General features: G+C 32.4%; 24 protein-coding genes. 6 read left to right on the top strand and 18 right to left on the bottom strand.

Annotated features, from left to right (window positions below):
• Positions 1-5: 5 nt before the first annotated feature.
• Together H1220_01685 and gorA are read right to left on the bottom strand one after the other, a co-directional pair.
• Positions 6-179 carry a 30S ribosomal protein S21 gene (locus H1220_01685; GenBank protein QMI86111.1) on the bottom strand — a complete coding sequence of 58 codons (174 nt, stop codon included), beginning with the start codon at positions 177-179 and terminating at the stop codon, positions 6-8.
• A gap of 284 nt (positions 180-463) precedes the next feature.
• Positions 464-1,810, bottom strand: coding sequence for a glutathione-disulfide reductase (gorA, locus tag H1220_01680; protein ID QMI86110.1), 1,347 nt, complete (start codon positions 1,808-1,810; stop codon positions 464-466).
• A 228-nt stretch (positions 1,811-2,038) separates the two neighbouring features.
• Between gorA and H1220_01675 the strand changes: the two genes are divergently transcribed.
• Both H1220_01675 and H1220_01670 read left to right on the top strand, forming a co-directional pair.
• On the top strand, positions 2,039-2,920 hold the full coding sequence (locus H1220_01675; GenBank protein QMI86109.1) for a transporter substrate-binding domain-containing protein: 882 nt from the start codon (positions 2,039-2,041) through the stop codon (positions 2,918-2,920).
• A gap of 48 nt (positions 2,921-2,968) precedes the next feature.
• Complete coding sequence (locus tag H1220_01670) at positions 2,969-3,637, top strand: amino acid ABC transporter permease (protein QMI86108.1); 669 nt, start codon at positions 2,969-2,971, stop codon at positions 3,635-3,637.
• A gap of 85 nt (positions 3,638-3,722) precedes the next feature.
• Here the strand turns inward: H1220_01670 and H1220_01665 are convergent, their stop codons facing one another.
• The 5 genes from H1220_01665 to H1220_01645 form a co-directional block, all read right to left on the bottom strand.
• A complete protein-coding gene (locus tag H1220_01665) occupies positions 3,723-5,123 on the bottom strand; it encodes an ISL3 family transposase (protein ID QMI86107.1) in 1,401 nt (466 codons plus the stop codon).
• Positions 5,124-5,175: 52 nt separating this feature from the next.
• Entirely contained in the window at positions 5,176-6,183 is a 1,008-nt protein-coding gene (gene galE / locus H1220_01660) for a UDP-glucose 4-epimerase GalE (protein QMI86106.1), read from the bottom strand.
• 15 nt (positions 6,184-6,198) lie between these two features.
• Entirely contained in the window at positions 6,199-6,951 is a 753-nt protein-coding gene (gene map / locus H1220_01655; GenBank protein QMI86105.1) for a type I methionyl aminopeptidase, read from the bottom strand.
• Positions 6,952-7,036: 85 nt separating this feature from the next.
• Positions 7,037-8,818 (bottom strand): glycerophosphodiester phosphodiesterase, encoded by a 1,782-nt coding sequence (locus H1220_01650; protein QMI86104.1) that lies wholly within the window; start codon positions 8,816-8,818, stop codon positions 7,037-7,039.
• Positions 8,819-8,828: 10 nt separating this feature from the next.
• On the bottom strand, positions 8,829-9,548 hold the full coding sequence (locus H1220_01645) for an rRNA pseudouridine synthase (protein QMI86103.1): 720 nt from the start codon (positions 9,546-9,548) through the stop codon (positions 8,829-8,831).
• Positions 9,549-9,664: 116 nt separating this feature from the next.
• On the opposite strand from H1220_01645, the gene traF reads away from it, so the two are divergent.
• On the top strand, positions 9,665-10,012 hold the full coding sequence (gene traF / locus H1220_01640) for a conjugal transfer protein TraF (GenBank protein QMI86102.1): 348 nt from the start codon (positions 9,665-9,667) through the stop codon (positions 10,010-10,012).
• Positions 10,013-10,063: 51 nt separating this feature from the next.
• Here the strand turns inward: traF and H1220_01635 are convergent, their stop codons facing one another.
• Entirely contained in the window at positions 10,064-10,672 is a 609-nt protein-coding gene (locus H1220_01635) for a glycoside hydrolase family 73 protein (protein ID QMI86101.1), read from the bottom strand.
• A gap of 103 nt (positions 10,673-10,775) precedes the next feature.
• On the opposite strand from H1220_01635, the gene H1220_01630 reads away from it, so the two are divergent.
• A complete protein-coding gene (locus H1220_01630; protein QMI86100.1) occupies positions 10,776-11,657 on the top strand; it encodes an HAD family phosphatase in 882 nt (293 codons plus the stop codon).
• Positions 11,654-11,923 (top strand): hypothetical protein, encoded by a 270-nt coding sequence (locus H1220_01625; protein QMI86099.1) that lies wholly within the window; start codon positions 11,654-11,656, stop codon positions 11,921-11,923. The genes H1220_01630 and H1220_01625 overlap by 4 nt, the downstream gene beginning before the upstream one ends.
• 262 nt (positions 11,924-12,185) lie before the next feature.
• Here H1220_01625 and H1220_01620 read toward each other — a convergent pair whose 3' ends face one another.
• The 5 genes from H1220_01620 to H1220_01600 form a co-directional block, all read right to left on the bottom strand.
• Positions 12,186-12,305, bottom strand: coding sequence for a putative metal homeostasis protein (locus H1220_01620; protein ID QMI86098.1), 120 nt, complete (start codon positions 12,303-12,305; stop codon positions 12,186-12,188).
• 31 nt (positions 12,306-12,336) lie between these two features.
• Entirely contained in the window at positions 12,337-12,606 is a 270-nt protein-coding gene (gene rpsN / locus H1220_01615; GenBank protein QMI86097.1) for a 30S ribosomal protein S14, read from the bottom strand.
• Positions 12,607-12,739: 133 nt separating this feature from the next.
• Entirely contained in the window at positions 12,740-13,900 is a 1,161-nt protein-coding gene (locus H1220_01610; GenBank protein QMI86096.1) for an aminotransferase class I/II-fold pyridoxal phosphate-dependent enzyme, read from the bottom strand.
• Positions 13,897-14,385, bottom strand: coding sequence for an Lrp/AsnC family transcriptional regulator (locus H1220_01605; GenBank protein ID QMI86095.1), 489 nt, complete (start codon positions 14,383-14,385; stop codon positions 13,897-13,899). The genes H1220_01610 and H1220_01605 overlap by 4 nt, the downstream gene beginning before the upstream one ends.
• Entirely contained in the window at positions 14,373-14,708 is a 336-nt protein-coding gene (locus H1220_01600) for a hypothetical protein (protein ID QMI86094.1), read from the bottom strand. Before H1220_01600 ends, H1220_01605 begins: the two co-directional genes overlap by 13 nt.
• Positions 14,709-14,813: 105 nt before the next feature.
• Here H1220_01600 and H1220_01595 point away from each other — a divergent pair, with 105 nt between their 5' ends.
• Positions 14,814-15,503 (top strand): noncanonical pyrimidine nucleotidase, YjjG family, encoded by a 690-nt coding sequence (locus H1220_01595; GenBank protein ID QMI86620.1) that lies wholly within the window; start codon positions 14,814-14,816, stop codon positions 15,501-15,503.
• Between the two features lie 159 nt (positions 15,504-15,662).
• Here the strand turns inward: H1220_01595 and H1220_01590 are convergent, their stop codons facing one another.
• From H1220_01590 to H1220_01570, 5 genes are all read right to left on the bottom strand, one after another.
• Complete coding sequence (locus tag H1220_01590) at positions 15,663-16,376, bottom strand: LysM peptidoglycan-binding domain-containing protein (GenBank protein ID QMI86093.1); 714 nt, start codon at positions 16,374-16,376, stop codon at positions 15,663-15,665.
• Positions 16,377-16,727: 351 nt separating this feature from the next.
• Complete coding sequence (locus tag H1220_01585) at positions 16,728-17,171, bottom strand: SprT family protein (GenBank protein ID QMI86092.1); 444 nt, start codon at positions 17,169-17,171, stop codon at positions 16,728-16,730.
• Positions 17,161-19,326: an RNA-binding transcriptional accessory protein gene (locus tag H1220_01580; GenBank protein QMI86091.1), complete on the bottom strand. Its 2,166-nt coding sequence runs from the start codon at positions 19,324-19,326 to the stop codon at positions 17,161-17,163. Before H1220_01580 ends, H1220_01585 begins: the two co-directional genes overlap by 11 nt.
• A gap of 126 nt (positions 19,327-19,452) precedes the next feature.
• A complete protein-coding gene (locus tag H1220_01575; protein QMI86090.1) occupies positions 19,453-20,178 on the bottom strand; it encodes a serine/threonine protein phosphatase in 726 nt (241 codons plus the stop codon).
• Between the two features lie 318 nt (positions 20,179-20,496).
• On the bottom strand, positions 20,497-20,949 hold the full coding sequence (locus tag H1220_01570; GenBank protein ID QMI86089.1) for an NUDIX domain-containing protein: 453 nt from the start codon (positions 20,947-20,949) through the stop codon (positions 20,497-20,499).
• Position 20,950: the final 1 nt, after the last annotated feature.

Raw genomic sequence — 20,950 nt, 5'->3', positions numbered from 1 at the left:
TATTATTAGAACTTACGTTTACGTGCTGCTTCAGATTTTTTCTTACGTCTTACACTTGGTTTTTCATAGAATTCACGTTTGCGAACTTCTTGTAGAGTACCAGTTTTTGACACATTACGTTTAAAGCGACGAAGAGCATCATCAAGCGTTTCGTTTTTACGAACAACTGTTTTTGACATAATAGCTTCCCTCCCTCCGAACACTGTGTGTAACGATTCTTTAAATATAAAGTTATCTAATATGTAAAGAAATTGTTCCCATATATTATACTAAACATTCCTAAAAAACGTCAAGTTTTATTTTATAGAAATTCTAATTTTTTTGTTCAATAAGCCATAATAGACTGCTTTTATGAATATATTTCCACCACAAAAACATCGAGTATCTTATCAGAATTTATCAATATTTACATACTCATTTCTATATGCTCTATAACCGACATATTCGTATTCTAATACGCATATTATCTCATTGTAACAAATTCTTCAGAACCTGTAGGATGAATAGCAATGGTATTATCAAAATCTTTTTTGGTTGCTCCCATTTTCATCGCTACGGCAAACCCTTGTATCATTTCATCGACACCATATCCAATACCATGTAACCCTACTACTTTTTCATGTTCACCTTGTGTGATAAGTTTCATTTTTACAACTTGTCTATGGTCGGTCACAGCCGTGTACATAGAAGCAAATTCTGCCGTATATACTTTAATTTCTTCTTTTCCAAATTCATCAATAGCTTGCTTTTCTGTTAAACCAACCGATCCAATGGCAGGATGTGAAAAAATAACAGTTGGAATTAAATGGTAATCTAATTTTTCATTTGTTTTACCATTAAACAATCGTTCTGATAAACGTCTACCTGCAGCAATCGCAACTGGCGTTAAAGCCGGTCTACCTGTCACATCTCCTACCGAATACACACCAGAAACAGTTGTGTTTTGATAATCATCTGTTTTAATAAACCCTAACTCATCTACAACAATATCTGTATTTTCAAGTCCTAATTTATGCGTATTTGGCGTTCTTCCAGTTGCCCAAATCACACGTTCTACATCAATCGCTTGCCCTGTTCTTGTTGTTAGTGTTAATAAACCGTCAAGACGTCTATGTAGAGATTTTGTAATGGCATGTTTATGAAGTACGACACCACTTTTTTCCATTTCAGATACTAAAGTATCCGATAACATATCATCAAAATAACGTAATGGTTTATCTCCTCGAACTAATAAATCAACTTTAACCCCTAAACTATTTAACACACCTGCTAGTTCGACCGCAATATACCCCGCACCCACAACAGCAACCGACTTAGGCAATGTCGTCCAACCAAAGAAATCATCCGATGTTTCTCCTAACTCCACACCTTCTACATCAGGCACACTTGGTTTACCTCCCGTTGCAATCAAAATATGTGGTGCTGTATAAAACTCGCCATTCACTTCTAATGTGTGATTGTCAATAAAACTTGCTAATCCATCAATAACTTGGACCCCATTTTTGTCAAAAGTGCGTGTATAAGATGCTCTGGATCTTTCAATGTAGGCATCTCTGTTTTTTAATAAAGTTTCAAAACGAAATGTGTTATCAACTGTAAAGCCATATCCTTTAGCATACAAATTTAATGTGTCCGCTACTTGAGCACCGTACCACATAATTTTTTTAGGTACACATCCAAGATTCACACATGTTCCACCTAAATGACTTTGCTCTATCACAACAACTTTTGCACCATACATAGCAGCACGGTTTGCAGAAGCGATACCTCCACTACCTCCACCAATAACAATATAATCTACTTTATGCATAAACATGTATCTCCTTTGTTTATTCTTCTTCCTTAATTATCCATAAAAACAATAAATTGCCTACTACTTTGCTCAAAAACATAAGACAAATTGTTATACAACACAAATCTCTTTTGTTTTATAACACACGAAAACGTTGATTTATTAACGTTTATCTGTTTCTTTTATATTGACTTCTGTTATATAAGATGATACTATTTCCCCAACAAATCAAAAGGAGATATAACTATGAAGAAAAAATTGATGCTATTATTTAGCTTTCTATTTATCTTTACATTAACTGCTTGCTCTCAAAAAACAAATGAAAAAGCAACAGAAACAACTAACAAAGAAAGTGTTTGGGAACGCGTCCAAAAAGCCGGTGTATTAAAAGTGGCTACACCCGGAACACTCTTTCCAACCTCTTACTATAATGACAATAAAGAACTTGTCGGTTATGAAATTGACATGCTAAAAGAAATTGGAAAACGTTTAAACATCAATATTGAATTTGTTGAAATCGGTGTTGCCGAAGCTTTCACATCTGTTGATAGTCAAAAAGTGGATATTGCTGTCAATAATTTTGACACAACGCCTGAACGTTTAAAAAAATATCATTTTTCAATCCCTTATAAATATTCTGTTGGTGGCATGATTGTTAGAGAAGACGGCTCATCAAATATCGGAAAAGCTGATTTAACAGACTGGACTGGAAAAAAAGCCGGTGGTGGTGCAGGAACACAATATATGAAAATCGCCGAAAAACTAGGAGCAGAACCTGTTATTTACGACAATGTAACAAATGATGTTTACTTACGTGATGTGTCTACCGGACGTACCGACTTTATTCCAAATGACTATTACACACAAGTAATCGCTGTAGCTTGGGTAAAACAAAAATTCCCAGATATTAAAGTTAAAATGGGCGATGCAAAATATAATCCAACAGAGCAAGGTATCGTTATGTCAAAAGAAGATACTTCTTTAAAAACAAAACTAGACGAAGTAATTGAAGCCATGAAAAAAGACGGTTCTTTAAAAGCTATTTCCGAAAAATATTATGCAGGTCAAGATTTAACACATCAAGCAGAAGATGTAAAATCACTTCCCGTAGTAGACGTTTCAAAATAAACATATCCCCACTTTTTAAGTGGGGATACTTATTCAGGAGGAATTTCATTGATAAACTGGCAAGCATTTTTTAATGTAGAACTCGCACAAAAAGCTCTCCCTATCATTTTAGAAGGGCTACCCTACACTTTATCTCTATCGCTTATTAGTTTTTTACTAGCAAATATTTTTGGTTTTATAATCGCCTTAATGAAAATGTCCACCTTTACACCTTTACGTTGGATCGCAAACATACATATTTCATTGATGCGAGGCACACCATTGATGGTATTACTTTTTCTCATTTACTTTGGCTTGCCATTCATGAAAATCCAATTTGATGCCATTACAGCTTCTATCATTGCTTTTACAATGATGTCGAGTGCCTACACATCTGAAATTATCCGTGCGGCACTATTGTCGATTGATAAAGGACAATGGGATGCTTCTTATTCATTAGGATTAAATACATGGCAAATCTTTAAAAAAGTCATTGTCCCACAAGCAATACGTATTTGCGTGCCGTCTTTGAGTAATGTTTTATTAGATATGGTAAAAGGTACGTCATTAACAGCGATGATTACTGTACCCGATATTTTTAATAAAGCAAAAATTGTTGGAGGAGCTAATTCCGACTATATGACAGCATATATCGTTGTAGCACTAGTTTATTGGGTAATTTGTACTAGTTACGCCATAGGACAAAATTATTTAGAAAAAAGATTTTCCATTTACTAAAAACGAGTTGAAACGATGCTTTAAAGGCTCTTCGTCAAATTGTGTTGGTGGAGAGAAATAGTGAGTATGTTGGTAGTGAATGGCATTAACCATTCACTACCTTTTTCACATTCTTTTTCTGCCACTGAGAATGGTGTTGTATGATTAAAATACGCAATCTAAAATAAGAAAAACGTCTGTAGCCATAGGCAATCCGTTTGATGACTTTAATATGATTGTTGATAGCTTCTGTGATACCGTTTGAATAAGGTGTGGTAAAAGCTTGATAAATACCATTCTGATAGGTTTTAAAAATATCAAATTTCTTTCTAAACCACTCTGGTAATGACGGGTCAATATGATGAATAACCTCCATAAATGACTCAAAATCTCGCTGTCTATAAGCATATCTCAACTCTTGTACAAACTCATATGCTTGTTTTAAAACAGGACTATAGTCTAATAATCTATCCAGGATTTGTGCGTGTGTCAGATATGTTTTAAAGGATTGGTGATAGTGATAGTCTGTATCATTTACATCAAAGGCATCTTTTAATAATAATTTCCAGTATTTCTTTAAGTGTTTATAAGCCTTTTCTTCTTTTTTAAAGGTGTTCATTTCTTTTATACGTAGTGTATTTAAATTCCGATGTATATGTTGTATGATATGAAATCTATCTGTGACAATAACGGCATTAGGAAAAACCTTCTGAATAAGTTTGCCATAATTGGCATTCATATCCATAACAAGATAGCGAACGCTATGTCTTGCTTTTTTAGAAAATTGTTTAAAATAAGTGATTAAATGGTCTAATTGGCGACTAGGTAACACATCAATAATACGGTGCGTCAATCCGTCTACACAGATAAAACTCATCTTCCCTAAATGAGATGTCACAGACTTAAATTCGTCGATACATAGTACCTTAGGTAGATAATGAAAAGACGGTTTAACTTGTTTTGTATATTTATCTAAGACACGTTGTACGGTCACATCAGATACAAAGTGGTCTTGGCAGATATGTTTTCTTGAAATATTTTTCGTTAAATCAAGTGCAATAAGTTGTTTTAATTCTTTAGAAATACAACAATGTTTATCGACTAAAGAACACGAAGAAGAACAGGTTTTTAGACACGTTTTACAGCGATAACGGGTTCTTTTAAGAAGTAAAACAGTTTTGATTTGTCTAAACTTTGGTAATAATGTTTTCGTTTGATATGTCCCATGTTTGATGAGTGTTTTAGCATGACAATGTGGACAGGTGTGGCAAGGCTTTGTCCAAGTACCTTTAATAAAGTGGTGTGGAATACCATTTATTGTTTTTTCTTCTAACCAATGTTCATCAGCTATGAAAGATTTATCTGTTAATGTTAATAATTTTTTTGTATAATAATCCATGAGAAATACCTCCTTGTTTAATTGTGGTGATTTAATCATACAGGTATTTCTCTTTTTTTGTCCACTTTTATATACAAAATCGTGTTGGTGGATTATTCCCACCAACACGATTTATTATAGAGCCGCTTTAAAACATCATTTCAACTCGTTTTCTTATTTATCAATACCCTTTAGGATTTTGCGATTGCCAACGCCATGTATCTTGGCACATATCATCAATCGTTTTTTCCGTTTGCCAATGCAATTCTTCCAATGCTAATGTTGGATTAGCATAGCATGTGGCAATATCTCCTGCTCTTCGTTCTGAAATTTTAAACGGAATATGAACACCTGATACTCTTTCAAATGCTCGTAACAATTCTAACACACTTGTTCCTTTTCCTGAGCCTAAATTATAAATACGAACACCTGTTTGTGTCATAATTTTTTCTAGTGCTTTCACATGTCCTTTTGCTAAATCGACAACATGGATATAATCTCTGACACCTGTCCCATCAATCGTATCATAGTCATTACCAAATACTGTTAATTCTTTTAATTTCCCTACTGCTACTTGAGAAATATATGGCATTAGATTATTAGGAATACCATTTGGATTTTCACCAATCATGCCCGATTCATGTGCTCCAATCGGATTAAAATAACGCAACAAAGCAACACTAAAGTCACTATCTGATACAGAAACATCTTTTAAAATTTGTTCACACATCACTTTTGTGTATCCGTAAGGATTGGTTGCACTTGTTGGCATTGTTTCAACAAATGGAAACACATTATCTAAACCATATACCGTAGCACTCGAACTAAACACAATGTTTTTCACGCCGTATTTAGACATCACATCGACTAAAGTTAATGTGGATATTAAATTATTTTGATAATACATGATTGGTTTTTGAACAGATTCTCCAACAGCTTTAAAGCCAGCAAAATGAATAACTGCTTCAATTTGTTCTTGTGCAAAAATATAGCTTAATGCTTGTTTATCTGTAACATCTACTTCATAAAAACGTGGTTGCTTCCCTGTAATTTGTGCAATACGTTCTAAAACAACTGGACTACTATTTGAAAAATTATCCACAATGATAACATCTTTTTCTTGCTCTAATAATTCTACTACGGTATGTGAACCGATGTATCCTGCTCCACCTGTGACTAGAATACTCATATTATTTTCTCCTTATTATTCTGGTTGTTGTGTTAATAATTTTGGACCCTCTTTCATGATCGCCAATGTGTGCTCATACTGACAACTCAATCCGCCATCTTTTGTACGTGCTGTCCATCCATTATCATCCATTTTCATTTGCCATGTTCCCGTATTAACCATTGGCTCGATAGTAATGGTCATACCTTCTTTCAAACGCAATCCTTTTCCTTTTTCACCATAGTGCGGTACTGCCGGTCCTTCATGGATGGTTGGTCCAACACCATGTCCAATAAAATCACGTACGACGCCATAACCATGACTTTCTACATACGTTTGAATGGCATGACCAATATCTCCAATACGATTCCCTACTTTAGCTTGTTCGATACCTAAATACATGGCTTGTTTAGTAACTTCCATTAGTTTTTTTATATCCTCTGACACATCACCAACAGCGTAGCACCAACAAGAATCAGAAATCGCTCCATTTAAATCAACACACATATCTACTTTAACAATATCTCCTGATTTTAAAACACGGTGACTAGGTAATCCATGACAAATTTCATCGTTCACACTCGTACACGTCGCAAATTTATACCCTTCATATCCAATTTGAGCAGCAATCCCGCCACCTTTTTCAATGAGTTTATGAACATATTTATCAATGTCTAATGTTGTAATACCCGGCTTAATAAAGTCACGTAGTGCTACGTGAACACTTGCCAATAGAGCACCCGACTTCTCCATTTCTTCAATTTCACGATTTGATTTTAATGTAATCATTTTATTTACCTCTTACTATATAGTGTCCCTTTCATTATATCATGTTATCTTATTCAATCAAATGTTTGTCTATTTTAAAAACAGGTTACTTCACTAATTGGACAAATAAATATTGGCTGACATTTTTATAACGTTGAATAAGCGAATGATTATCAGATAATTCATTTTTAGTTTGATGCACTAAATCTAATTTATCCGTAATAATACCGTCCGTTTGTTCAAATAAATGTCGTCTTATTTCTTTTTTTGTATTAACAGTCCAAACAAACATCTTTTTACTAGAAAAATGTGCTAAATCTTGTACATGATGATTGTAAGAACTTTCTTCTACCACAAGAAAATCAACAGTTGTATCTGGAATGCCACCAAACTGGAATGGAACAATATATCCCACTTTCATATTCGGTGCTTTTTGTTGGAATGTTTCAATTATTTCTTTGTCTAAAGATTGTACAATATAATCTTTTTCAACATCATATCGTTTAAAAATATTTGCGAGTAATGCCAAATAATCTGACTTTTCCTTTCCGTGAGGTTTTATTTCAACTATCAATTTTATACCGAGTTGTTTTGCTTTTTCGATGTATTCTTCTAATGATACTAAAGATGAAACATGTATACCGTCTGTAACGGAAACACCATGTATTTCGTCGAATAAACTGTCCGAAATTTTTTTATTGAGTTTAGATAGACGTTTTATATTATTATCATGACTAACAATAAAGCGATTATCTTTTGTCAATCTTATATCAATTTCAACATAATCAGCAGACTGCTTTGCAGCATTTTCCAATGCTTCAACGGAATTTTCGACTGCATGTACACTATCTCCTCGGTGTGCAATAACAACTGTTTTATCTTCAAATTGATAGAAAAACATATACACGCAAGTTATTCCATAAATAAAACAAATAATACTAGATAATCCAAAATACTTTATCCAATGCATAATAGAATACTGCTTATATTGTTTGTCTAAATAGTATGTATCTGTCACCAACTCTTTTTTAAACAACACATCAACTAATAATACAGAAATGCAAATTTTGAGTGAAAAATGTAAAAAACAAATAATCAATATACTCAAAGCCAGTATAGTACTGCTCATCATCAGTTTTATAAAGGTCATCTCATGTCCAAGCAGTAAAATGCTTTTTTCACTCAAAAAAGCAACACTATGCTGTCCTATTTGAAAAACACCCCATATCCATAAATATGGCACGACCACAAAACTACCTTTTGCTTTCGTTAATGCCCAACTTTTAACAAAAGATTGTTTTATAGTAAAACGACTTAGTACAAGTAAAGGTAAAGCATATATAAGCCGAATATGAATATAAATCGACACAAGAAGAAATACAATATATAACAACATAAAGAAAAAATATTTTTGTAATTCTAATGAAATAAAAGTTGGCACAGAAAGTTTATTTAATAAAAAACTATGATATCCTAGCTGTGTAATTGGAATAGCGGATACAAAGTACAGTAATAGCCATATAAATTGTGGAGAAATATCTTCTTTTAAATTTTTTATTGTATGATGAAAAATAGCTCGCAAAGAAAGACTTTTTTGATGTTTGTACGCCATAATACCTAGCATAATAGTAGACAATTCAAAGTAAATACTTATTGTCGCAATCAGTAGTATCACAATCAACAGTAGCCAAGCCATTGGTGAAAATAAAATATTCGGTATACTATCTAATGTTAAACTTTTTGTACCCACGAATACTAATAACCATTTCAAACAATATTTCATAATCGAAAAACTGCCAAACAAAATCATAAATTGGGTAAATAAAATAATATTTAAAAATTCACATTTATTTTTTGTCATTAAACGATATGTTTCTTTTATGACCATTTTTTACCCCCTATTGTAAATATTTTTTTAATTGTTGTAGTTCATTTGGCGTTAAGGCTCTATATTCTCCCTCTTTTAGTGAAGAATCTAACACTAACTCTGCAAAGGAAATTCTTGTTAAAGAAATAACCTTCTTTCCTACACTTAAAAACATTTTTTTAATTTGATGAAATTTACCCTCATGTATATCGACCAAAGCTATACTTTTTGTATCACTTGCTTGAATAATAGTCAATGATGCTGATTGACAAGTATATCCGTCTAAAAAAGTAATACCGTTTCGAAACGCAATCACATCTTCTTGCGTCAAGCAAGCATTTACAACAACTTCATAGCGTTTGGATACATGATATTTTGGATGTAACATTCTAAATCCTAAAGGACCATTATTTGTGATAAAAACTAAGCCTTTTGTATCTCTATCTAATCGCCCCACTGGATAAAGTCCTATTTTTTTGTCTTTCCCATCAATACAATCAATAACCGTTTGGTGCTTTTCATCAGTCACTGCCGTGACAACACCAATTGGTTTATTTAACATATAGTACGCCTCTTTGGTGTAAATAACACGCTTATTTTGTACATATATATCTTGTATCATTGGACTAACATTTGTATTCCCCAACGTAACAATCTCTTCGTCAACACGAACTTGTCTAGCTGAAAGTATTTTTTTAACGGATCCTCTTGAACCGTAACCTAATTCAAATAATAATTTATCTAATCGCATATCTTTTCCTTATCATCTTTAAACTCATGTGTATCATAACACAATTTCAAGCAAATTTCTTTGTCATTTTTTTATTTTATGGCATACTATTATTATCTAAAATAAAGAGGTGTCTTATGGAACAATTTAAACAAGATATTGCTGTTTTAACAGAAACAACTGTTTCACGTGCAATTGAAGCAATTCAAAATAAAGAAGATGAAACATTTTTCATTGGTCGTGGTACTTGCCCATATTGTCGTAAATTCGCAACAAAATTATCACATGTTGTCAAAGAAACAGGTGCTAAAGTCTACTTCATTAACAGTGAAGAACCAAGTGAGTTGGAAGCATTAAAAGCATTCCGTGACAAATACAATATGCCAACAGTACCTGCATTTTTACATGTACATGGAGAAGATGTATTTGTTAAATGCGATTCTTCAATGAGCGAAGAAGAAATCAAAACATTTATGCACGCATAAAACAAAAATAAAGAGCATGAATAGCTAAAACGATTCATGCTCTTTATTTTATTATTTGTCATATTTATATAGTTGATACGTTTCAATAATAGACACAATTTTTTCTGCATATTGAGGATCTGTCGCATAGCCTCCCTCAACAAGTGCTAACGCTGCTTGTTTATAATTTTTTGCTTCAATCACCGCTTTATATTGTGCTTCATTCCAACTCGTTCCTTTATGTAATAATCGCCCGTGTTGCTCAATAGACTCTTTCCAGCTAGGGTATACTTTAAAATAAGCATGAACCGTATGCCATTGCCCATTATAAAATTCTTTAGTTGGCAATGCAACACCATCGTATTGACTACCTTTTACACCAAATAAATTATAATATTTTGATGCTAATTGACTACGTCCATATTCTGATTCTAACCCTGCTTGTGCCATTGTAATGCTAGATAAAACACCATATTTTTCTTGATTTTCTTGTGCAGATACTGCTATTTTTGAAAAAAAATCTATTTTTTCTTGCTCTGCAATTCCGGTATGATTTGCTTGGTTTTCCTCTTGCTTTGAATGTGATTGCGCCAATATCAATAAAACAACTAAAAAGGACGCTATAATCATCAAACTCATTCCAAAAGCACGTGATACCACTATTTTATATTTTCTTTTCATCAATGTATTATCTCCTATCTTGTAAAGAATACACCTTCGTGTATCTTTTTTCAACACAAACCTTTTAAAACATGTTACACTATACTAATGATTGGAGGTAACTATGATAAAACTAATTGTTTCTGATATGGACGGCACTTTATTAGATAACACATTAAATGTTACAAAAGAAAATAAAGATGCCATTTTATACACAACTAAAAAGGGAATTCCCTTTGTCATCGCAACCGGTCGTCATCTCAATGAAGCATTACCAGCTTTAAAAGCTGCTGATTTACATTGCCCGATTATTTCTGCAAATGGTGCAGCCATTTATAACGAGCATCAAGAATTGATAAAAGTCAACGCCATATCGCCTAATAATGTCTTAGCAGTTCTAGAAATTGCAGAAAAATATGATACATTATTCATCGAATTGATGATGTTATCAGGTATTTTATCAGACCAACCTAAAAAGCGGGAAATGATGATGAAAACATTTATCTCTGGACGTTTACACAATGGCACACCTGAAGAAATTGAATTGGCTGTTAAAGAAAAATTAAAAGAATTTCCCGTATCTTATGTTTCATCATTACAACAATTTATTAAAGAAGAAAAGACAGATAAAGTATTAAAAATTTTTGTTTGTAATACAGTACAAAACGAACAATTAGATGCGTTTAGACAAGACATCTCTCAGCTAAGTGATGTATCTATTACATCATCACATCCTGAAAATGTTGAAATCAATAGTCTTTATGCTCAAAAAGGCATTGCTGTAAAAGATATGGCAAGACAAATGAATATTTCACTTGAAGATGTTTTTGCAATCGGCGATAATATGAATGACTATTCTATGATTTCTGTTGTAGGATATGGTGTTGCTATGGGGAATGCTGTACCAAATTTAAAGAAAGCCGCACGTTATGTCACAGATAAAAATTTTGAAAGTGGTGTTGCAAAAGCCATTTATCATTTTGTAAATGAGGAGAACTTAGCATGACAAAAAAGACATCATTAAGAACATACATTAAACATTTTAATAAAGAAGTCCTTAAATTAAGTTGGATTTATATTTTAGCGATTAGTCTATTACTCATTGTTCTTGTACAACTTTACCGTACGTCAACATCAGCTAGCAGTGTCAATCAACCAACTACAATGCAAAAACTTGAACAAGAAATCCAAACATTAAAACAAACTGTTCAAACACAAGAAATGCAAATTCAACAATTACAAAACGATATTGAACACTTCATCAATAAATAAATATATAACCATACATGAGAAATACCTTTTTATTTTAATCATACAACATCATTCTCATGGCAGAAAAAAGGAACGAAAAAGGTGGTGAATGGCTCCACCTTTTTCATTTTTTCTCCACCAACACAACTTAACGAAGAGCCATTAAAACTCTATAATAAATCGTGTTAGTGGAGGACATTCTCCAACAGATTGGAAGAAGAACCATATAAAAAAACTTGGTACGTGTACCAAGTTTTTTAGCCTATACCTATATAATGTGATGCTACGCAGATAGCTTTCTTTTTTTCTTGATTGCTTTAATAATTTTTAAAGCACGTTCTCTCGTTTTTTTATTTGGACTTTTTAATCTGCGATACGCACTTGAAATATCTTGTTTTTCCATATCCTCGTCTTCTTCCTTCGTTCTTAGTATATTACCAACTTGCTTTTTTCACGCCTACAAGCTGACCTTTTAAAGCTAATTCTCTAAAGTTCACACGTGATAAACCAAATTTTCTCATATAGCCTCTTGGACGTCCGTCTAATAAATCTCTATTTTTATAGCGAATTGGATTAGCATTTTTCGGTAATTTTCTTAAACCTTCTATATCGCCTTTTGCTTTTAATTCTTTTCGAATAGATGCATATTTTTCAATGAGTTCTCTTTGTTTCATCGCTTTTATTATTTTTGATTTTTTAGCCATTTTACCTCCTAATTACCCTAAATAGTAATAATTACGTTTTATTATAAAGTATCGTATTCTAAATTGCAAGTAAAAATATTATTTTAGATACACTAAAAAACACGTTGATAACCAACGTGCTTCTCTTATTTTATTAAATTGTATCAATAAAAATTTTTAATCTATTCATTGCTTCTTGTAATTCTTCAATAGAATACGCATAAGAAATACGGACAAATCCCTCTCCGCCTTCTCCAAAAGCTGATCCTGGTACAATCGCTAATTTATGTTCTCTTAATAATCTTTCACAAAAATCATTTGAACTTAAACCAAATTTTTTGATATTTAAAAAGACATAGAATGCACCCTCTGGTTCAAAGCACTCTAAATTCATTGATTCAAACATACTTAATAAATAACGTCTACGTTGATTATAGGATGTACGCATATATTCTATTTCATCATCACAATCAGATATTGCCACAATACCTGCATACTGTCCTACAGTTGAAGGAGCAATCACAGTGTACTGATGAATTTTTATCATTTCGTTAATGACAATGGCTGGTCCTAAAGCATATCCTAAACGCCAACCTGTCATGGCAAAAGCTTTTGAAAAACCATTTAATACAATAGTTCTTTCTTTCATACCTTCAATATTCGCAATACTATAATGCGGAGTATCTGTATAGGTTAATTCACTGTATATTTCATCACTTAATACAAAAATATCATGCTTTTTAATTACTTCAGCAATTTTTTCTAAATCTTCTTTTTCCATAATCGCCCCAGTTGGATTATTTGGATAAGAAATAATAACCATTTTTGTTTTAGGTGTAATGGCAGCTTCTAATTTTTCAGGAGTTAGACGAAATTTTTCTTTTTCATCTAAAGAAATAAGTACGGGTACTCCTCCTGCTAAAGTAATGGTTGGTATATAAGATACATAAGATGGATCTAATACAATAACTTCATCTCCATTATCTATCATCGTACGGAGCGCTAAATCAATCCCCTCACTACAGCCTACAGTCACAATAATTTCATCTTTCGGATCATAATCTAATTGATATTTTCGTTTGTTAAAATCGGCAATGCCTACTCGTAAATCATACAAGCCTGCATTTGGCGAATAAAAGGTACTCCCTTGTCGCAATTTCGTAATCGCTTCTTCTCTAACATGCCAAGGTGTATCAAAATCAGGCTCCCCAACACCTAAAGAAATGACATCTTCAATCATTGCTGCTATTTCAAAAAAGCGACGAATACCCGAAGATGTTAAAGAGGTTACTTTTTTGTTTAACGGGTTTCTCATTGACTTACCACCATTCGTTGATCTTTTTTGTTTTGGAAAAGAATTTTATTATGGTCTTTGTAACGTACCAATACAATATGTGTTGCCGTACTCACAACATCATCTAACACAGCTAGTTGGTTGACAAACTTCGCAATAGATTTCATTGGTGCTTTTCTTAAAATCACTAAGAAATCATAACTTCCTGACATTAAATACAGTGCTTCTACTTCTGGATAACGGTAAATTTGTTCTGCAATATCATCAAATCCACTACCTTTTTGTGGTGTTACTTTTAATTCAATAACAGCAGATACATCATGATCATTTGTTTTATCCCAATTAACAAGTGCTTGATAGCCACAAATAATACCTTCTTTTTCTAATGCTTTCACAATCTCTTTTACAGTATCGACACTTTCACCTACTAATGCTGCCAATTCTTCGTATGTTAATCTACCATTATTTTCTAATAAAGCTAGAATTTGCTCTTTTATCTTATCCATACGCCATTCTCCTTTAATTGTTCAATATAATTTTGTATTTTTTTCGTCCCAATAGCTTTTTCAATTTGAGATACCGTCTGCGGTGTTATATCAACGCGATAAGCAACATTTGTTTGATTGTCAATAGCAGATACAACCATTAACCCGTCCTCATACATACATTCTACCGAATGACAAAAGGTACGAAAAACATCTAGTAATTCAGAAACACAATAAGCACGTAATCGTTTATAAGAATCCACTATTTCTACGGGAATGTAGTAGCCATCTACTAACTCTAGTGGTTCTGATTTTATAATTGCTTTCTTCTTTTTTGTAGCCATGTTTGTACTTCCTTTATTCCTAGTCCCTTCTATTTTATACTGTTTGTGTCTAAATTGCTACTAGAAAAAAAGGACTTCCTCCCCTATAATAAAAACGGAGGCTAAATTATGTTAAAAAATTATAAAACACTTTTATTTGATATAGATGATACGTTATTAGATTTTAAAAAGGCTGAACATATTGCTTTTAAACAATTATTAGCACATCACAATATCGACTATACGGACACAACATTTCAACTTTATTTATCTATCAATGAACCATTATGGAAAGATTATGAATTAGGCAAACTAGATAGAGCCACTGTTTTATCAAGTCGTTTTGAACAATTTTTTGCACACTATCAACTCTCTGTATCTGGAAAAGAATGCGATATATTATATCGTTCCTATTTAACAATAGGCAATCAACTACTAGACGGGGCTTTAGAGTTAATTGATACCGTATCAAAAACACATCAACTTGCTATTGTTACCAATGGTGTCTATGACACACAAATGGCTCGTTTGAAAAACAATGGATTATTGCCTTACTTTAAACATATTTTTGTATCAGACAAAGTTGGATTTCAAAAACCCGACAAACGTTTCTTTGATACAATATGGCAAGAGATGAACATTACTGATACATCATCCGTTTTAATCATCGGTGATTCATTAGGAGCAGATATAAAAGGTGGACAAAATGCCGGAATTGATACATGTTGGATTAACCCAACACACCAACCTAATACATTGTCACACCCTATTACTTATACAGTTGATGCATTACAAGATTTATACACCTTATTTTAACTACATATATTAAAAGAAGCAGTATCCTAACATTTTTAGATATTAGGATATCGCTTCTTTTCTGTTAATATCATTGTATGTTTTAAATATACTTAATGAATGTAAAAGATGTATAGCCTATTTCTTATTTAAATCTAAATTCTCTACAGACTATCTATATTATCGAATATATACATCAAAATGATTACCTACGGTTCCTCGATCATACACTTTTCCTTTTGCACCAAATGGTGTATCAATTACTGTCCCAATAGGTGCATTATTTGCTAAAACAATATAACCATCTCCGTCAACAACATATCCATTCGCATTGACATGACGCCCTGGGATGCGCAATCCGCCTCCTGGTAAGACTGATTGTGAATAATATGTAAATTTATAACCACTCCAGTTAATAATTCCTAAAAACATAAATTGATTTAATGAATAACTTGCTGGAGTTAAAACGGGATTTTCAATAAATTCTACTTGTTCAATCTCTTTCCCTGTATTTAAATCATATACTTTATTATAATCTTCCCTTTCAATCGTTAATTGTGTTTCGTCTTCATTCAGTGTTAAAACAGTCCCAATTTTTAGTAATTGTCCATCCGACACATCATTCAAACGTAATAATTGGTAAAAAGGAATATTTGTTGCCCATGAAATACCAAATAGTGTATCTCCAAATTGAACGGTATATTGTTGCATTCCTTCGTTTGTTTTTTGGATACTTTGTCTAATGTGTTGAATACTTCTTGGTTCCCATAATTTAACAGTCGATTCTGCATGTACTGTTACTGACTGTGGTATAAACATTGCTGTCATTGTTAGTATCGTCATCGCTACTGCTGTTTTTGATAACATCTTTTTATATAATTTTTTTAAATGCATGATATAATCTCCATTTCTTTTTGAAATCGAAACGTTCTTCGATGTTTTGATTTCATTTTTACTTATTTGCTCTTTTTATCTTTTATTTAGCAAATAACGTTTTGTATTTTAACTATACAAAAATTAGTGATGTTCTAATCACCTTGTCATGCTAGCACAAAAAGTTTTTTGTTTAAAACAAGAAAACGTTTTCTTTTATATATCTTTAATATCTCTGTTACATAAATTTTCCGATGTTACACTTTTGTTATTTTTGTCATGATTTTGTTACAAAAAAAGAAAATTCCCACATGCCATTAAAATTCATCAAAAAAGCAAAATAAAAACCCCATTTCATAAAGTTTTTCACTCTTAAAATGGGATTTCTTTAAATGAATGACGACATTTTGAACAAATGTATTTCGACACATTAAATCGTCGTTGTCGATAAATCACTTGTTGGCAACCGGTACATTGATAAGTATATTTTGGTTGTTTTTGATTGACATTTTTGACGTAGCGACTGCCACCAACTTGTTTTAATAATTGTTTAAAATCTTTGTCTTGATGCTTATATCCTAAACCTTGTAAATGTAGATGATAATGACATAATTCGTGCTTAATAACACCAATCAATTCATCTTTTCCAAATACAACTACTATTTTGGGATTAAAATCTAAATTATGTGTTTTAAGATGATACCTGCCACCCGTTGTTTTTAGTCGAGGGTTAAAAATTGCTTGATGAACAAATGGCTGTTTAAAAAATGTCAAAGAGATACATTCAACAAGTTTTTGTAGTTCCTCATTTGTCATCTAAAGGTACCATACTTAAAGAAATTCTGTTTTTTACTATATCGACGGCATCAATCCATACCGTTACTATATCACCAACAGACACAATATCGCTGGCAGATTTTACAAATTTTTGACTCATTTTAGATAGATGAACAAGCCCATCTTGTTTTACACCAATATCTACAAAAGCACCAAAATCAACAACATTTCGAACTGTACCCTCTAGTGACATGCCGACTTTTAAATCTTCCATTGTCATGACATCACTTCTTAAAATTGGTGCGGGTATATCATCACGCATATCTCTACCCGGCTTTTGTAGTGCTTCTAAAATATCTGTGACGGTTTCTTGTCCTAATCCTGTTAGATGTGTTGCTTTTTCAACATCAATCGTTTTTAAAACATCTGTTGTTTCTTCTTGTCCAAGAGCATCTATTTGAATGTTAAATGCATGCAATAATGCTTTGGTTTCTGTATAAGATTCTGGGTGTATTGGCGTATTATCCAATATCGTTTCTCCACCAACCACTCGTAAAAATCCTGCTGCTTGTTCAAAAGCTTTATCACCTAGTCTAGCGACTTTTTTTAGTTCAAAACGATTTTTAAAGGCACCATGCTCATCACGATAAGCAACAATATTATTCGCAATCGTTTTATTCATACCGGCAACATATTGTAATAAAGAAGCACTCGCTGTATTTAAATTAACACCTACTTGGTTCACAACTGTTTCAACAATAAAATCTAGTTGATTTGTTAGTTGTTTTTGTGAAACATCATGTTGATATTGCCCAACTCCTACAGATTTAGGATCAATTTTTACTAATTCTGCCAATGGATCTTGTAAACGACGTGCAATACTCACGGCACTACGTTCTTCTACTTGATAATCTGGAAACTCCAATCTCGCAATATCACTTGCAGAGTAAACGGATGCACCTGCTTCATTCACAATGACATAGTGTACTGGACGATTTAACTGTTTAATCTGAGTAGCAACAAATTGTTCAGATTCACGACTAGCTGTTCCATTCCCAATCGCAATCATCGTAACATGATACATTTCTAATAAGTCGCAGAAAATTTTTCCAGCTTCTTGTCGTTTATATTCTGGAGCTGGTTTATGAGGATAAATCACGCTTTTTGCCAGTACACGTCCTGTTTCATCAATAATCGCTAATTTGCATCCTGTTCGATAGGCTGGGTCTAATCCTAAAATAACACGTTCTTTCATTGGTGGTTGTAACAATAAATTTTTTAAGTTTTCACCAAATACTTGAATGGCTTGTGTATCTGCTATTTCTGTTAATTCATTACGAATATCTCGTTCAATACTTGGTGCAATAAAACGTTTATAAGCATCTTCGATTGCTTTTCTTATATATTCAGCAGTAACATTATTAGGGTATTTGATAAGCTGTTTTTCCAAATACTCCATAATTTTCTGCGTATCAATAGTAACATCTACTTTTAAAATATCTTCCTTTTCTCCACGATTTAATGCTAAAACACGATGAGGACGTATTTTAGTAACCAATTCTTGAAACTCATAATACATTTCATAAACATGTTTTTCATCTTTACTCTCATCTTTTACAGTAGACACAATAGAACCATATTTAAATGTATATTGTCTAATCCATTCACGATACTTTGCTGTATCGCTAATTGTTTCTGCTATAATTTCATGTGCTCCTATTAAGGCATCTTCTATCGTTTCTACTTCTTCAGATAAAAATTGACACGCTTTTTCATCAATATTAGCATCTTTAGGGCTAGACAATATCCATAAAGCGAATGGCTCTAATCCCTTTTCTTTAGCGATTGTTGCTTTTGTACGTCTTTTTTGTTTAAAAGGTCGATATATATCTTCTAATTGTTGCATTTTTTCTGCTTTTTGAATAGCTTGTTCTAATTCAGGTGTTAGTTTACCTTGTTCTTCAATCAATCGTTGTACTTCTTCTTTACGTTTTAGTAAATTTTCTAAATAATGATGTACGTCTTCGATTTCTCTAATTTGTACTTCGTCTAATGCTCCAGTCATTTCTTTACGATAGCGTGCAATGAACGGAACTGTATTACCTTCTTTTAATAATGATAATACTGTTTGAATTTGATTTGCTTTAAATTGCGGTAATTTTTTAACTGTTAATGAAAATACTTTTTCTTCCATAGCGTTCCTTTCTATTCTTTTCTAGCATATAAAAAGAGAGTTTTCACTCTCTATATTGACAATCATTAAATCATGCCAGTGACACACTACTTTATTCTTATCAACAACACAATTTTTGAAAAAAGGTTATTCCCAACGATGTTTTGGATGAATGATTTGATGATGTTCTTCTACGCCACTTTTAGATATAATCAATCCGTGTAAAGCACCATTGTAGACAGCCCCACCGTCGATACCAAACTTACCTTTATGATACCATAAATGTGTATCAAATAAACGACTGTGTAAAGATTGAACAGGTGTGTGCCCAAAAATAATTGGTTTACCAAGCGTGTTTTCTGTTTGATGGAAAGGCTCACGAATCCAAATAAAATCACGTCTAGATGTTTGATGCCAGTCTTCTAAATCAAAATTAACACCTGCATGCACACAAATACAATAATCTGTTTCGTAATATAAAGGTAATTCCTTAATAAAAGTTATCAACTCAGGGTATCTTGTTTGTATCATAGATGCTGCTTCTTGAGGTGTTTCTTCTTCCAATACACCTTTATAAAGCAATCCCTCAATCGTTGCTTGACCACCATTTCTTAAATACCAGTCCATATTTTCTTGAGGATCCCCTAACCATTTTAATAAAATATCCTCATGGTTCCCACTTATGCAAATCGCACCTTTTCTATCAACCAATTCTTTTACTTTTAAAAAACATTCCTTTGTTTTTGGCCCTCTATCTGCCAAATCGCCTAAAAAAACTAATTGTTGCTCCTCTTCATTCCAATACCGTAATAATTTTTCTAATAAATCATATTCTCCATGTATATCTCCAACAATAAATAGCTTTTCTTTCATTTTCACGCCTCCAAACTCGTCAATTTATTATAACACGTTCCATAAAATAAGAGCAATTCTTATTGTGCAATATCGTATCAATTCCTTTTTAAAAATCATCAACAAAAGTTTTATTCTTTTATATTAAGCATTTCATTTATTCATGGTATATTTATCCTCTTTTATGACTATCCGTATGACTTTTTCATACACCAATGTCTGTTTTTCTTACAAAGACTTCTTCATAAAATAAAAAAGATAGTATATAGGCTAACCCATATACTATCTTATCTATATATGATTTATTCGTCATTGATTTATATTCTAATAATTTAATAATTAAAAACCTAGTTCTGATAAGGGAATATGACGATAATAATTGTCAACAGCTTGTCGATTATAGACCGTTACATCTTCTGGTAATTGTGACATATTTAACCATATCAATTTTTCGTTTTTTTCTGGTTCGTTAATGGAAAAATCGTATTCATCTTGTGCATGTAATATATAACTAAAATAAAAATAATAATACACTTCATCCTCACTTTTATGATGAATGGTCGTCACTAATTTTAGACGTTCTTTATCAATATCAATATTTAATTCTTCTTTGACTTCTCTTTTAGCTGCTTGCGTTAATGTCTCTCCCTCTTCAACATGTCCACTGGCTCCCATATCATAAAAGCCATCCATAAAACCTGTATTTTGTCGTTTTTGGCATAATACTTTATCATCATAAATAAACATCACAAAGACAGCACTTTTTGTTTTATAACGTTCTTTTGTTCGCATA

The organism is Carnobacteriaceae bacterium zg-84 (genome assembly GCA_013874835.1).
GTDB lineage: Bacteria > Bacillota > Bacilli > Lactobacillales > Aerococcaceae > WM01.
The sequence above is the reverse complement of the archived record's forward strand: the minus strand, read 5'-3'. Positions and strand labels throughout refer to the sequence as shown.